This is a genomic window from Rathayibacter sp. AC182 (assembly GCF_979253875.1).
Genome location: NZ_CEEDEK010000005.1, coordinates 193,027 through 205,139, shown reverse-complemented (window position 1 = coordinate 205,139; position 12,113 = coordinate 193,027). Strand labels below are relative to the sequence as shown.

Below are 12,113 nucleotides of genomic sequence, written 5' to 3'. Positions count from 1 at the left end.
CGGTGCGGTCGCCTCCACGCTAGCGGGGCGGAGTCCTCCGGGTCAGCCGATCGTGCCTGCGGAGCCGCTCGTTCAGAGCGCTCAGCGCGGCCGCGAGCTCGTCGAGGTCGGCGCCGGGAGCACGCTCCCGCCCTGCTCGAGGCCCGGCGGAGCAGATCGGTCTCGCGGTCGGGCAGGCCGCGGGAGGCCAGCAGTCCTTCGAGGGTCGCGAGGACCGCGGACGAGGGCGACGGCGTCGTCGACGTCGAGCGGTCGGGCGCAGGTGTTCTGCATGCGGTGCTCCGTTCGCGATCGGGACCGGGGGATCCGAATCGGGTGAGGCCGGAGGTGCCCCGCCGCCGAGGGCGGCGGGGCACCGGGACGCGGGTCGCGTCAGTTCTTGAAGACGTCCTTGACGTCCTCACCGGTCTTCTTGAGGTCGGCCGCGTGCTGGTCGCGACGACCCTCCTCGACCTTGCCCTCGTCGCCCTGGATGTTCCCGAGAGCCTCCTTCGCCTTGCCGGCGAGGTCCTGGGCGGCGTTCTTGATCTTGTCGTCGAGTCCCATGCGGGTCTCCTTCCACTGGTGTTCGGATCGGCCGGGCGGGTGCACCGGCCGGGGAGGCCGGCGACCGGGGAGCGGTCGCCGGCGGGGGTCGTGAGGGTCGCCTAGGCGACGCGCGGCTCGGCCTCGGGCGCGTCGTCCTCGGGGATGAAGACGTCCTGGACGGTCACGTTGATCTCGGCGACGTCCATGCCGACGATCTCGCGGATCGCCTCGGCGACGGCCGAGCGGACGCCCCCGCGACGGACTGCAGCGCAGCGGGGTACTCGGCGACGATCACGACGTCGGCGGCGACCTGGCGCTCACCGACCTCGACCTTGACGCCCTGGCCGCGGTCGTCGCTGCCGATGGCGCTGCGGATGGCGCCGATCGCGCGGGCCGCTCCTCCGCCGAGCGCGTGGACGCCGGGGACAGCGCGGCGGCGATGCCCGCCACCTTGCGATGACGGCGTCGTCGATGACGGTGCGCCCGACTCCGGTGCCCGTCGTGGTGGTCGCGATGCTGTCGGCCATGGTCTCCTCTTCCGCTTCGTGCCCGATCCGGTCGATCGTGGCGTTCTGGGAGTAGGACGCGAGCGGGCGCGCCGGATCGTCGCCGTTGCGACCGGACCCTCAGCGAACCGCCAGAGAGACCGCTCGCCGCGTCACCGGGCGGTCATGCGTTCCGGTGGAACGCGAGCGTCCGCTCCAGCGCGAGGCGCGCGTCGGGGAGTCTCGAGGTGGAGCCCTGGTACTCGCGCCCCGTGCTGCCGCCTCGGTGGCCCGCGCCCCAGAAGAAAAGGTCCGTGACCAGGACGCCGAGAGCGAGCGCAGGTGCGCGGCGAACGGACGACTGCCGGGCCGTGAGGGCGCCGGCGTTTGCCTCCGCCGATGAAGACACGGGAGGGAATCGGGGCGTCACGTGCTCGATCGTCGACATCTGCTCTCCCGGCGGCCGAGGTCCGACCAGCCGCGGTGGCCGGTGTAGGCCCAGAGCGCGGCGCGGAACGCCCAGCCCGCCACTCCGGCGATTCCTTGGAGACACCGGAGAGATCGAAGACGCCGCAGTGCGGGATGACCGCGCGCAGCGCATCGACCGGGAGCGTCGTGGTGAGGCCGGCGTCGCGGGCGTAGGAGGGGGTCTTCGTGACGGCCGTCGCGAGCTGGCTGGCGAGCTGCGCCCCGGCGGAGTCGCCCGGCGAGGACCATGCCGTCGCGTGCGATCCCCAGGCGGCCGGCGTGGCGGCGCAGGTGCTCGAGGGCGGCGACCAGCTGCTTCGGCGCGCGGTCGGGTAGACCGCTTCGGGGCCGCGTCCGTCGAGGCCGACCGCCGCGCAGCCGGCGTCGGCGGGGAGGCGGAGGTGGGGCTCGACGTCGCGCCGGTGGCCGAGATCCACGCCCCGCCGGCGGATCCAGAGCACCGTCGGGCGCGAGCCGGGGCCGGGGAGCGGAACACGTCGACGGTCGTGGCCGGAGCGCCGTCGCGCGCGGGCGCGATCTCGGCGACGCGCGTGATCCCCTCCGGGACGAAGGGGCGCATCTCCTCGGCGGTGCGCCGCGCCTCGCGCTCGAACACCGCCCGGATCGCGAGCGCGGACGGCCACGGGGTGGCCTGGGCCACCGCGCCGGCCGCGGCCAGCACGCCTCCGGCGCCCGCGATCGCTCCGGTGGTCGCGGTCGTGCGCTTCATCGTCGTCCCCTCCCGGCGCCGGGGCGCCCGAGCCCCTCGGCGCGGCGCCGCGTCGCTGCAGGTCGAGGGCTACGCACTCGATGTTTCGCCCGTGCGACGGGATTCGCCCGCGGAGCGCTCGCCGTGGTGCGATGGGGGAGTGACGGACGACGCGAACGCCCCCCGGCTGCCCCGGCTGCTCCTGCGGACGACTCGGCGACGCCTCCGCGGAGCACCCGGCAGTACCTGCTCCTCGGACTGATCGGCGCCATCGGCGGCGTCCTCTCGGGGGCGTTCGGCGTCGGCGGCGGCATCGTGATGGTGCCCATGCTGGTCGCCTGGGCCGCGATGGACAGCGGCGCCGCGCCTCCGGCGACGTCGCTCCTGGCGATCGCCCCCACCTCGGTGGCCGGCGCCTTCGCCTACGCGCTCACCGGGCAGGTCGCGTGGCTCCCGGCGGCGGTGATCGCGGCCGCCGCTGGTCCTCGGCGGCGCTGCTGCGGCTCGTGGCTCCTGGCCCGGCTCCCCTGGGGGTGCTGCGCTGGCTCTTCGTGGCCCTGCTGGTGCGCCGCCGCGGTCCGGATGGCCGTCTTCGGTTTCTCGAACGAGACCGGCGACGTCGCAGAGGGCTGGGGCGTGTGGCCGGGGTTCGCGGGTTCTGGGCGCCGCGATGGGGATCGCATCGGGGCTCTTCGGCATCGGAGGAGGGGCCATCGCGGTGCCGGTGCTCGTCGGCGCGTTCGGGCTCGCCGATCTGCTGGCGAAGGGCACGTCGCTGGCCGCGATGATCCCGACCGCGATCAGCGGATCGATCGCCAACGCGCGGAGGGGTCTGCTCGACGTGCGCGCGGGCCTCGCTGTCGGCCTCGCCGCGACCGCCTTCTCGTTCGCGGGCGTCGCGCTGTCGTTCCTCCTGTCCGCGCGGCTGTCCGGGATCCTCTTCGCCGCGCTGCTGCTGCTCGCGCGGGCGCTGCAGCTGGCGCTGAAGGGGCTCCGAGCCGCGCGCGGGTGGCGACTGCCCGATCCGGTGCCCCGCGGTCAACGCCCTTCTCGCGCGCACGTGACGCGGCTCCGAAGCGTCCAGGCAGGCGGTCCGGCGGGCGTGGCGCCGGGAGCGGAGGAGACGACCGCTGACGCGGCGCACTACGCAGCGCAGCGGGGCGAGGGCAGGCGGAGCGCACCCCGCGGAGGACCGGCGTTCGTCCGCGACGTCGGCCTCGGGGTGCACCGGATCGAGCACGCCTACACGAACCTCTACCTGATCGATGGCGGCTTCGGGCGTGATCACCCTCGTCGATCGCCGGCCAATTGCCCCGCACCTGGTCGCGCACCTGCTGCGCGCGCTGGAGGTGCTGGGCCGCGGGCTCTCGGATGTGGACGCCCGTCGCCGCGCACGCGCACTTCGACCACGTCGGCGTCGCGCGCCGGCTCGCCGAGCGCGGCGTCCCGGTGCTGCCTGCGCCTCGACGCCCTGCTCGCGGCGCACCCTTACTCGTACCGGCGGCAGCGGACGCCGTTCGTGTACCGCTGCTGCACCCCTCGGCGATCCCGTGCTCGGCGCGATGGCGCGCGCGGGCGCGCGCTGGCCGTGCCTCCGCTCGCGACCACGGTGGCCCTGCACGAGGGCGGGACGCTCGACGTCCCGGATCGCCCGTCGTGCTCGCCCACCCGTGGTGCACACCGACGGGCACGTCTCGCTGCACCTCCCCGAAGGCGCGGGCGCGCGGTGATCGGCGGCGACGCCCTCGTGACGCTCGACCTCGCCACTCCGCCCGCACCGGCCTGCACCCTCGCGGCGCGCGGCCGCGCCGACGGCCGACCGCTCGCTCGCCTCGCTCTCGACGTGCTGGCGGCGACCGGCGCGCAGGCCCACGCTGCTCGGGCACGGCGAGCCGTGGCGGCTCGGAGTGCGCGCCGCGGCCTCGCGGGCGCGACGGAGCGCCGATCGCCTGAGGGGCCGATGGCCGGACGCGCCGACCGCCCAGCGCGCGCCGGTGGCGTGACGTGCCGACCGCCTGACGCGCTCGGCCCGCGCGATCGGCGCGGTGAGCCGGTCCGCGACCCGCTCCGATCGACGACTGCGCGCCGAGGGTGACCAGGCGAGGCGATGCCCCGGAACCGGGTGGCGCCCGGAGCGGCGGCTCTGCGCCGGTCGAACGCCAGCCGCCAGGCCCCGACCGCCGAGACGCACTGGCCGATGACCGAGCTGAGCGCCATCCGCACGTGGTCGGCGGCGGCGGGACCGGGGCCGACCAGGAGTTCGTCGCGACGGCGATCGCGACCGGGACGACGATCATCGCGAGAAGCCCGAGCAGGACGGCTCGGGGAGGTGCTGCAGGGCGCGGCGCCGCTCGTGCGGGTCAGCGCGCTCGTCGTGCTCGTGGCTCCGTCTCCCGTCGGCGCCGGGCGTGGCCCGGCCCTCCCGACGCTACCGTCCCCGTCGCGCCCCGCGCCCGTGGGAAAATCGAGTCCGATGTCCCCTCGAGGGTCGCATGAGCGCGGTTCACCTATCTGGCCGCGTCGATCCCCCTCCGCGCTCGCGAGCGCGGGCATGGTGGTCGCCCTCCCCGTCCTCGCCGTCGAGCGGCTCGACGACGTCGCGCTCGGCGGTCTGCTGACCGGTGCGGCGCTGTTCCCGAGCGTCGTCGCGGCGCCGCCTGGTCGGCACGGTCCTCGACCGGGTGCGCGGCATCCGCGCCTGCCTGCTGGTGGCCTCCGCGATCGCGACGGCCGCGGCGTTCTCGGTCGCGGCGTTCCTCGGCGACGTGCCCTGCCGTGCTCATCGCCGTTGCTCCTCGGCGCTCGCCGGGCTCTCGACCCCCGTCTCGATGGGCGGGATGTCGAGCCTCGATCACCAGCGTGATCCCGGACGCGCGCCGCGCCTACGCGCAGGACTCGCTCTCGTACAACGTGGCGTCCATCGGCGCGAACCCGGCGCTCGCTGGCCTGGCTGTCGCCGTCGCCGACGCGCGGGCCGCGATGCTCGTGATGGCCGCCCTCGCCGCTCAGCGGCGTGCTCGGCTCGCGCTGGCGCTGCGGATGGACGCGCGCCCGGCTCTGACCGTCGGCGTCCGCCGCACGATCGCCGCGGGGATCACCCATCTCGTCCGGCACCGTCCGATCGCGGTCGTCACCCTCTCGGGCACCCCGAGCCAGATCGGCGGAGGCGCCGCCGTGTGGCCGCCATCGCCCTCGCTCCCGAGCGGCTGGGCACGACGGCCGGCGCCGCCTGGATCCTGACGGCCTTCGCCGCGGTCGGCGGCCTCCTGGGCGCCGTCGCGGTGGCCGCCTCGCCGCTGGACGCGGCGACCGCCGTCGTGGGTGATGGGGGCGGGATTCGCCGCGACCGGCGCCGCGCTGCTGCTCGCCGCACCGGATCTGGGCATCGTCGTCGTGATCGTCGCGCTCGCGGTCGCCGGCGCCCTCACGGCACCGGCCAACGCGGCGATGCTGCTGCTGCGCGATCTGCGGGAGAGCCCGGCGGCCGTGCGTTCGCAGGTGTTCGCGATCGGCGCGGGGCTCCGGGCGGCCGCCGCCGCGGTGGGGGCGGCCCTGGCGGGCGCGGCCTCCGGCCTCGGCGCGGGCTGGCTCGTGATCTGAGGATGGCGTCGATCTGGATCGTCTCGGGAGCGCTGCTCCGGGCCTTCCCGCGGCCCGGCCCGGCATCCGTGCCGCAGAACGCGTCGCCCGAGAGGGTCCCTCCGCTGACAGCCGGGAGACCCCCTCGTCAGCCGACGTTCTGCGCGCGGATCAGGCCGCGACGCTCCGCGAGGCTGCCCGTCGTGAGCCCCTCGGGGTCGGTGATCAGGCAGTTGATCGTCCTGTCTCCGCTGCCCCAGCTCTCGGAGGTGGGGTAGTAGTAGCTGAAGATCGTACTTCGGACTCCCGGCAGGTCAGCCCGACGAAGGCGTCCTAGGCGGCGCAGGGCAGCCGTCCTCGGCCTGCTGCGTGGTCGCGTCCTCGCCCGGGTACTCGTCGGCCTCGGCCATCGTGGTGTTCTGGAAGACCTCGTAGCTGTGCGGGTCGGTGCACGGCACGGTGGGCACGTCGGTGACCTCCGTCGCCTCCTCCGATCAGCTCGTCGCGTTCCAGGCCCTCGCCGACGCGCGGCTGGAAGACGTCGGTGGTGCCGCCCTCGGTGGTCTCCCCCGACTCCTCGTCGCGGGCCCCGCCGCCGGCGAGGCTGTTCAGCTCGAGCAGCCGCCCGGGCCGAGCGCGAGGGCCGCTGCCGCGACCAGGACGAGGGAGGAACGGCGGCGGTTCATGGAGGACTCCTGGTTCTGCGGGGCGCGTCGTCGCCCGCGGGACAGCGGACTCCCCCCAACCTAGGGCTCGGGCGACTCCGACTGCGGGGGGATGCGGGAGGCGACGTCCAGGCAGGGGGAGTCGAATGGGGGCATGGCTCAGAAGACGGTCGCGGACCAGCTCATCGCCCAGCTCATCGACGCCGGGGTCTCCCGGATCTACGGCATCGTCGGGGACTCCACCAATCCGATCGCCGACGCCGTGCGCAGAAGCGGCGGCTCGGCGGAAGGAGGGCATCGACTGGATCCACGTGCGCAACGAGGAGGCCGCGGCCTTCGCCGCGGGTGCCGAGGCCCGGCTGACAGGCAGGCCGCTCTGCCCGGCGCGGGCAGCTGCGGACCGGGCAGCCTGCACCTCATCAACGGCCTCTACGACGCTCACCGCTCCGGCGCCCCGGTGCTGGCCATCGCCAGCCACATCCCCAGCGGCGAGATCGGCTCGTCGGCCTTGCCAGGAGACGATTCCGATCCGGTTGTTCGTCGAGTGCTCGAACTACCGCGAGCTCGTGTCGACCGCCGCGCCGAGCGCCGCGCGTGGTGAACGCCGCGATGCGCAGCGCGGTCGCGCGCTGGGAGAGCGTGGCCGTCACCCTGCCCGGCGACGTGGCCGAGTTCGAGGCGCGGGGGAGTTCCCCGCGTTCGTGCTGCCGTCGCCGGCGGTGCTCGTGCCGGATGAGGGCGACGTGCGGGCGCTCGCCGAAGCCGCATCGACGCCGCCGAAGACGGTCGCGATCTTCACCCGGGCGGGCGCCGGAGGCCGGAACGCGCACGACGAGGTCGTCGCCGCTACGCCGAGTCGTCGGAGCGCCCGTCGGGCACAGCCTCCGCGGCAAGGAAGTGGATCCAGTACGACAGCCCGTACGACGTCGGCGCGACGGGCCTCCTGGGCCAGCGGAGCGCGCGCGCGGGCATCCACGACGCCGACCTGCTGATCCTGCTGGGCACCGACTTCCCCTACGAGCAGTTCCTGCCCGGCGCGTCCGAGGTCGTGATCGCGCAGGTCGACACCGACGCGTCCAAGCTCGGCCGCCGGGTCAGCGTCGCGCACCCCGTGCACGGGGACGTCGGCGGCGCGACCCTGCGCGCCCTCCACCTCGCTCGTGCAGCGCAAGGGCCACCGGTTCCTCGAGAAGACGCTGAAGAAGCACGAGAAGCTCGTCACGCGGGGTCGTCGGGAAGTACACGGAGGTCGAGAAGCGCCGACCGATCCACCCCGAGAAGCTCGTCGCCTCGACGCTCGACGGACGCGATCGTCACCGCCGGCATACCGGCATGGGCAACGTGTGGCAGGCGCGGTACATCACTCCCAACGGCGCGCGCGCAGTCGACTCCTGCCGGCTCCATGGCCGGCGCGCTGCCGCAGGCCGAGCGCCAGCTCACTGGGCGCCGGGTCGTCTCGGCACTGGCGGCGACGGCGACCTCGATGATGGGCGAGCTCGTGACGGTGGCCGCGTACCCGCCGGTCGATCGTGGTCTTCAACAACTCCACGCTCGGGCTGGTGAAGGTCGAGATGCTGGTGGACGAGTTCCCGGACTTCGCGGTCGACGTGCCGATGGTCGACTACATGAAGGTGGCCGGGCCGGTCGGCATCCGCGGCATCCGGGTCGAGGATCCGAAGGACGTCGAGGCGCTGCGCGAGGCGCTCGAGGACAGGCCGGTCCTGGTCGACGTGGTGACGGATCCGCTCGCCCTGTCGCTCGCCACGGTCACCGGTGCGCAGGTCAAGGGCTTCGCGCTGGCGATGTCGAAGATCGTGATGAACGGCGGAGCCGGCGAGGCGATCGCCTGGCGCCGAACGTGGGCGCCACGCGCTGCCACGCATCGAGGGGCTGGCGAGCGGCACCTGGTTCGTCCGCAGCTCGAAGCCTGCCGCTGTGGCGGGGAGGAGGGGGGGTGGCGATCACCCCCATGCGCCGCTGCCGGCGGCGGAACAGGCGTCTCGTCAGCTGGCGCGGCCGGCGCTCAGGCGCGGCACGTCGTCGGTCTGGACGCCCCCGATCCCGACGATTCCGACGGCTTCCAGCAGCGTCAGGCCGAGCGCTGTCGCGCGCAGCCGCTGGTCGTTCGTCGCGGCCGACGAGGCGGCGGGCGGAGCGCTCACCCATTCGCCACGCAGTTCACCCCGGCGGGGTGGACGTGTACGTCCGCGACGCGCATCCCGCTCCCAGGGTGCTGGCGGCCGCGCTGCGGGCGTGCGCGGCGGATCCGCGGACGGCGGCGCTGCGGCCCGGATGTTCGAGGTGGCGCCGTAGGGCGCGCGCGCCGCCGGAGAGCGTCGCCCGCCAGCGACGCCGAGTCGGCGTCCATCCGCTCGCCGCACTCGGCGCAGTGCCCATGCACGGGATCCAGGCGGGCGCCGCAGCGGGTGCTAGGCGCAGGCTGCACGGCGGACGGCCGCGCGCCCAGCGCTCTCCCAGGAGGCGAGGGCGATCAGCGCGGGCACGGCGTCGCGCTCGGCCCTCGGTGAAGCGGTACTCGAAGCGGGGCGGCTGTACGCTCGAGGTAGGCGACGCGCTCGATCACCCCGTCGCTCCTCGAGGGTGCGCAGCCGCGCCGGTGAGGACGTCCCGCGGCGCACCGGTGAAGGCCCGGATGCGGTCGAAGCGGTGCTCGCCGAACGCGATCTCGCGCAGCACCAGCAGGCTCCAGCGCTCGCCGAGCACCTCGAGTCCGGCGGCGATGGGGCTGAGCAGGCGGAGTGATGCCGTCGGCGCTCGCGGGATCTCCACTCCGGCGCGTCCTCCGCGCCTCGACGAGTGCGCCGGGAATTCAACCCGCTTTGCTCCGATGTTGCCGCCTGCAGAGGTCGTGCAGTCACCGCGACCCGCGGAATCGGGGCTTCCACCATGCCATCACTCCACCCGGAGCCGTCGTCCTCGTCACCGGAGCGAACGGACGGGCTCGGACCGAGTTCGTCGCTCAGGCCCTCAGCGCGCGCGGCGCGGCCAAGGTCTACGCCGCCGCCCGCCGCCCGAAGGAGTGGGGCGACGAGCGCATCGCTGCCGCTCGTGCTCGACGTGAACGACGCGGAGTCGGTGGCCGCGGCCGTCGAGGCGGCCACGGACGTCACTGGTGCTGGTCAACAACGCGGGCGTCGCGGGGCGAGCTACAGCCTGCTCGCGCTCTCGACCCAGGAGCTGCGCGACGTGATGGAGACGAGCTTCTTCGCTCCCGTGCTGCTGGCGAAGGCGTTCGCGCCGCGGCTGTCCGAGGCCTCGCGCGCGGCAGATCATCGACGTCCACTCGGCCCTCAGCTACGAGTTCGCGGTGGCCGGCGGCTACAGCGCCTCGAAGGCGGCCCTGTGGTCGGCGACGAACTCTGCCATCCGCCTGGAGCTGGCTCCGCAAGGGCGTGCACGTGCTGGGGCTGCACGTCGGCTACGTCGACACCCCGATGGCGGCGGGCGCCGAAGGTCCGAAGGCGAGCCCCGTCGACGTCGTCGGCCAGACCGACGACGGGGCTCGAGTCGGGCGCCTTCGAGGTCCTCGCCGACGGACGAGCCGCCAGGTAAGTCCGGGCTGACGGCACCCCTCGGGACCGTCTACCCGCAGCTCACAGGCGCCTGAGGTCTGCAGAACGTCAGCCGGGAGCGGTCCTCGCGCACGATGGTGGCTGAGGACCGCTCCTGGCTGACGTTCGATCGGCTACTCGCCGAGGGCGATCGCCTGGGCCTCGACGAGCTCCGGCTCCGCGCCGTGGGCGTCCGCCCGGGCGAGGGTCCGGCAGCCGAGGGCACGGTGTGCGGCCACGAGCACGGCGCCGGCGGCGGCGTACATCGGGAACGCGGGCGAGATCGCGGCGGCGAGGCCGAGGCGGCGGGCGGGGCGATCGCTCCGCCCGAGGAACCGCACGCCCGAGTAGGCGGAGGAGGCGACCGAGCGGGGCAGGTCGGTCGCCTCCATCACGCACTCGGTGAGCACGGTGTTGACGACGCCCAGCAGCAGCCCGCCGACGATGATGCAGACGATCAGGCCCACGCGCGACGAGATCGCGAGTCCGCCGGCGACGAGGTCGATTGCCAGGAGCACCAGCACCGAGCGCAGCACCACGGTGCGCGGCAGGCGCGCGGTGAGCAGCGGAGCGGCGAAGACCGAGGTGATCGCGACTCCCAGGCCCCAGCCGAAGAACGTGAAGCCCAGGCCCATCTCGTCCAGCCCCAGCGGGTAGGGCGTGTAGGCGAGCAGCACGAAGAAGCCGATGTTGTAGAAGAGCGCGGCACCCGCGAGCGTCCGGATCGCGGGGACCGCGCAGGGCCGTGAACGGTGCCAGGAGCGGAGTCGGGGTCGGCCAGGGTCCGTCCTCGCGCAGGAGCGTCGCGATCGCGATGAAGCCGACGGCCATCAGCACCGCGGTGCCGAAGAACGGCCCGCGCCACGAGACGCTGCCGAGCAGGCCGCCCAGCAGGGGGCCGATCGCGATGCCGACGCCCAGCGCGGCCTCGTAGAGCACGATCGCGGCGGAGCTGCCTCCGCTCGCCGCTCCGACGATGGTCGAGAGCGCGGTCGAGATGAAGACGCGTTGCCGAAGCCCCAGCCCGCGCGGAAGCCGATGACGCCCTCGACGCTGCCGGCCGTGCCTGCCAGCGCGGCGAACACGACGATGAGCACGAGCCCGATCATCAGCGTCTTCTTGGCGCCGATGCGGCTCGAGGCCAGCTGGGTGAAGAACATCACGACGCCGGTGATGACGAGGTAGCTGGTGAACAGCAGCGACGTCTCGGTCGGGGTGGCCTCGGGGCTCTCGGCGATCGCCGGGAGGATCGGATCGACCAGGCCGATGCCCATGAAGGCGATGACGGCCGCGAAGGCCACGGCCCAGACGGCGAGCGGCTGCCGGAGGATCGAGCCGCCGGCGGGGAGTGGGCGGGAGTGGACACGGAGGGTCCTTTCGGGAGGGGGTCAGGAGATGCGCCGCACGCGCTCCTCGACGAGGGCGGCCGCGCGCTCGAGCACGCGCCGGTCGTCGTCGTCGAGGTCGTCGAACAGGGGCGCCAGGGCGGAGTCGAGGCGGAGGCGGTGCTCGCCGAGGGCGATGAGGCCCGCGTCGGTGGCCTCGATGAGCCAGGCGCGGCCGCCTCGCTCGTCGTGCACGCGGCGGATCCAGCCGGCCTCGTCGAGCCGGGCGATCAGCCCGGTCATCGTGGGCTGCGTCACCCGCACGCGCTCGGCGAGCTCGCCGAGGCGGAGCGGAGGCCGAGGTGCGCAGTTCGGCGAGCGTCGACCAGACCGCTCCGGACTGCGCGCCGAGCCCGTCGCTCCGCTCGAGCGGCCGGCGTACCGCGCGAGGGCGGTGGCGGCGGAGGCGAGGCGCACGGGGGCGGAGGGGGTGGGCACGGAGATAAACATAGCACGCCTATGTAATTAGGCGGGGGAGTGCCGTCGTCCTGTCTGCAACCGAGGTCGGAACGGCCCGCGGAGTCCGTTCGAGTCGTCCGCGCGGCTCCTGACCTCGATTGCGAGCGGCTCGGCCGGCAGAACGAAGGCTGAGTGCAGAGATCCGAGCGGGGAATCTCCGGATCGCGTCGTGGAGCCCTGCTTCTGAGATCCCTCCGCCTCACCACCCTTTTCCTCCGTCCCTGTGGCAAAATGATCCGCAATCCCTCGCGAATGCTCGGGAT

At 74.2% G+C, this 12,113-nt stretch carries 21 protein-coding genes and 2 pseudogenes; 13 read left to right on the top strand and 10 right to left on the bottom strand.

Annotation, left to right across the window (positions count from 1 at the left end; all coding sequences use genetic code 11):
- Window positions 1-81 precede the first annotated feature (81 nt).
- From AC0CII_RS11255 to AC0CII_RS11235, 5 genes are all read right to left on the bottom strand, one after another.
- A complete protein-coding gene (locus AC0CII_RS11255; RefSeq protein ID WP_465229467.1) occupies window positions 82-273 on the bottom strand; it encodes a hypothetical protein in 192 nt (63 codons plus the stop codon).
- A 99-nt stretch (window positions 274-372) separates the two neighbouring features.
- The gene (locus AC0CII_RS11250; protein WP_465227695.1) at window positions 373-546 is read right to left on the bottom strand and encodes a CsbD family protein; all 174 of its coding nucleotides are present in this window, start codon (window positions 544-546) and stop codon (window positions 373-375) included.
- Window positions 547-709: 163 nt separating this feature from the next.
- Entirely contained in the window at window positions 710-904 is a 195-nt protein-coding gene (locus AC0CII_RS11245) for a hypothetical protein (protein ID WP_465230877.1), read from the bottom strand.
- Window positions 846-1,055: a hypothetical protein gene (locus AC0CII_RS11240; RefSeq protein WP_465229466.1), complete on the bottom strand. Its 210-nt coding sequence runs from the start codon at window positions 1,053-1,055 to the stop codon at window positions 846-848. The genes AC0CII_RS11245 and AC0CII_RS11240 overlap by 59 nt, the downstream gene beginning before the upstream one ends.
- 142 nt (window positions 1,056-1,197) lie before the next feature.
- Complete coding sequence (locus AC0CII_RS11235; RefSeq protein WP_465231096.1) at window positions 1,198-1,443, bottom strand: hypothetical protein; 246 nt, start codon at window positions 1,441-1,443, stop codon at window positions 1,198-1,200.
- A 224-nt stretch (window positions 1,444-1,667) separates the two neighbouring features.
- Here AC0CII_RS11235 and AC0CII_RS11230 point away from each other — a divergent pair, with 224 nt between their 5' ends.
- From AC0CII_RS11230 to AC0CII_RS11200, 7 genes and pseudogenes are all read left to right on the top strand, one after another.
- On the top strand, window positions 1,668-1,817 hold the full coding sequence (locus AC0CII_RS11230) for a hypothetical protein (protein WP_465231095.1): 150 nt from the start codon (window positions 1,668-1,670) through the stop codon (window positions 1,815-1,817).
- 65 nt (window positions 1,818-1,882) lie between these two features.
- Window positions 1,883-2,452 (top strand): hypothetical protein, encoded by a 570-nt coding sequence (locus AC0CII_RS11225; protein ID WP_465231094.1) that lies wholly within the window; start codon window positions 1,883-1,885, stop codon window positions 2,450-2,452.
- Window positions 2,335-2,610, top strand: a pseudogene (locus AC0CII_RS11220) (TSUP family transporter); the annotation flags it as partial. The gene AC0CII_RS11225 and the pseudogene AC0CII_RS11220, both read left to right, overlap by 118 nt.
- Before the next feature lie 250 nt (window positions 2,611-2,860).
- Window positions 2,861-4,285, top strand: coding sequence for a sulfite exporter TauE/SafE family protein (locus AC0CII_RS11215; protein WP_465229465.1), 1,425 nt, complete (start codon window positions 2,861-2,863; stop codon window positions 4,283-4,285).
- 12 nt (window positions 4,286-4,297) lie between these two features.
- On the top strand, window positions 4,298-5,053 hold the full coding sequence (locus AC0CII_RS11210) for a hypothetical protein (RefSeq protein WP_465229464.1): 756 nt from the start codon (window positions 4,298-4,300) through the stop codon (window positions 5,051-5,053).
- Window positions 5,050-5,430, top strand: coding sequence for a hypothetical protein (locus tag AC0CII_RS11205; RefSeq protein WP_465229463.1), 381 nt, complete (start codon window positions 5,050-5,052; stop codon window positions 5,428-5,430). Before AC0CII_RS11210 ends, AC0CII_RS11205 begins: the two co-directional genes overlap by 4 nt.
- 81 nt (window positions 5,431-5,511) lie before the next feature.
- The gene (locus tag AC0CII_RS11200; protein WP_465229462.1) at window positions 5,512-5,790 is read left to right on the top strand and encodes a hypothetical protein; all 279 of its coding nucleotides are present in this window, start codon (window positions 5,512-5,514) and stop codon (window positions 5,788-5,790) included.
- 293 nt (window positions 5,791-6,083) lie between these two features.
- On the opposite strand, the gene AC0CII_RS11195 is transcribed toward AC0CII_RS11200, so the two are convergent.
- Complete coding sequence (locus tag AC0CII_RS11195) at window positions 6,084-6,236, bottom strand: hypothetical protein (protein ID WP_465229461.1); 153 nt, start codon at window positions 6,234-6,236, stop codon at window positions 6,084-6,086.
- Between the two features lie 4 nt (window positions 6,237-6,240).
- Here AC0CII_RS11195 and AC0CII_RS11190 point away from each other — a divergent pair, with 4 nt between their 5' ends.
- The 5 genes and pseudogenes from AC0CII_RS11190 to AC0CII_RS11170 all read left to right on the top strand — a co-directional run bounded on the left by AC0CII_RS11190 (window position 6,241) and on the right by AC0CII_RS11170 (window position 8,962).
- Window positions 6,241-6,519, top strand: a complete 279-nt coding sequence (locus AC0CII_RS11190) for a hypothetical protein (RefSeq protein ID WP_465229460.1) — start codon at window positions 6,241-6,243, stop codon at window positions 6,517-6,519.
- Window positions 6,520-6,588: 69 nt separating this feature from the next.
- Entirely contained in the window at window positions 6,589-7,035 is a 447-nt protein-coding gene (locus tag AC0CII_RS11185) for a thiamine pyrophosphate-binding protein (protein WP_465229459.1), read from the top strand.
- Window positions 7,036-7,200: 165 nt separating this feature from the next.
- Window positions 7,201-7,524 (top strand): annotated as a pseudogene (locus AC0CII_RS11180) (hypothetical protein); the annotation flags it as partial.
- 70 nt (window positions 7,525-7,594) lie between these two features.
- Window positions 7,595-7,921: a hypothetical protein gene (locus tag AC0CII_RS11175; RefSeq protein WP_465229458.1), complete on the top strand. Its 327-nt coding sequence runs from the start codon at window positions 7,595-7,597 to the stop codon at window positions 7,919-7,921.
- Window positions 7,922-7,963: 42 nt separating this feature from the next.
- Window positions 7,964-8,962: a thiamine pyrophosphate-dependent enzyme gene (locus tag AC0CII_RS11170; RefSeq protein WP_465229457.1), complete on the top strand. Its 999-nt coding sequence runs from the start codon at window positions 7,964-7,966 to the stop codon at window positions 8,960-8,962.
- Between the two features lie 52 nt (window positions 8,963-9,014).
- On the opposite strand, the gene AC0CII_RS11165 is transcribed toward AC0CII_RS11170, so the two are convergent.
- A complete protein-coding gene (locus tag AC0CII_RS11165) occupies window positions 9,015-9,224 on the bottom strand; it encodes a winged helix-turn-helix transcriptional regulator (RefSeq protein WP_465229456.1) in 210 nt (69 codons plus the stop codon).
- A 279-nt stretch (window positions 9,225-9,503) separates the two neighbouring features.
- Here AC0CII_RS11165 and AC0CII_RS11160 point away from each other — a divergent pair, with 279 nt between their 5' ends.
- Window positions 9,504-10,007, top strand: coding sequence for a hypothetical protein (locus tag AC0CII_RS11160; RefSeq protein WP_465229455.1), 504 nt, complete (start codon window positions 9,504-9,506; stop codon window positions 10,005-10,007).
- 68 nt (window positions 10,008-10,075) lie between these two features.
- On the opposite strand, the gene AC0CII_RS11155 is transcribed toward AC0CII_RS11160, so the two are convergent.
- From AC0CII_RS11155 to AC0CII_RS11145, 3 genes are all read right to left on the bottom strand, one after another.
- Complete coding sequence (locus AC0CII_RS11155; RefSeq protein WP_465229454.1) at window positions 10,076-10,945, bottom strand: MFS transporter; 870 nt, start codon at window positions 10,943-10,945, stop codon at window positions 10,076-10,078.
- The gene (locus tag AC0CII_RS11150; protein WP_465229453.1) at window positions 10,837-11,307 is read right to left on the bottom strand and encodes an MFS transporter; all 471 of its coding nucleotides are present in this window, start codon (window positions 11,305-11,307) and stop codon (window positions 10,837-10,839) included. Before AC0CII_RS11150 ends, AC0CII_RS11155 begins: the two co-directional genes overlap by 109 nt.
- Window positions 11,308-11,394: 87 nt before the next feature.
- Window positions 11,395-11,841: a MarR family winged helix-turn-helix transcriptional regulator gene (locus AC0CII_RS11145; protein ID WP_465229452.1), complete on the bottom strand. Its 447-nt coding sequence runs from the start codon at window positions 11,839-11,841 to the stop codon at window positions 11,395-11,397.
- Window positions 11,842-12,113 lie beyond the last annotated feature (272 nt).

Bases quoted from the DNA above. Each gene is read 5' to 3' on its own strand.
- AC0CII_RS11255 (WP_465229467.1), bottom strand. From the start codon at position 273: ATGCAGAACACCTGCGCCCGACCGCTCGACGTCGACGACGCCGTCGCC.
- AC0CII_RS11250 (WP_465227695.1), bottom strand. From the start codon at position 546: ATGGGACTCGACGACAAGATCAAGAACGCCGCCCAGGACCTCGCCGGC.
- AC0CII_RS11240 (WP_465229466.1), bottom strand. From the start codon at position 1,055: ATGGCCGACAGCATCGCGACCACCACGACGGGCACCGGAGTCGGGCGC.
- AC0CII_RS11215 (WP_465229465.1), top strand. From the start codon at position 2,861: ATGGGGATCGCATCGGGGCTCTTCGGCATCGGAGGAGGGGCCATCGCG.
- AC0CII_RS11210 (WP_465229464.1), top strand. From the start codon at position 4,298: ATGCCCCGGAACCGGGTGGCGCCCGGAGCGGCGGCTCTGCGCCGGTCG.
- AC0CII_RS11185 (WP_465229459.1), top strand. From the start codon at position 6,589: ATGGCTCAGAAGACGGTCGCGGACCAGCTCATCGCCCAGCTCATCGAC.
- AC0CII_RS11145 (WP_465229452.1), bottom strand. From the start codon at position 11,841: ATGTTTATCTCCGTGCCCACCCCCTCCGCCCCCGTGCGCCTCGCCTCC.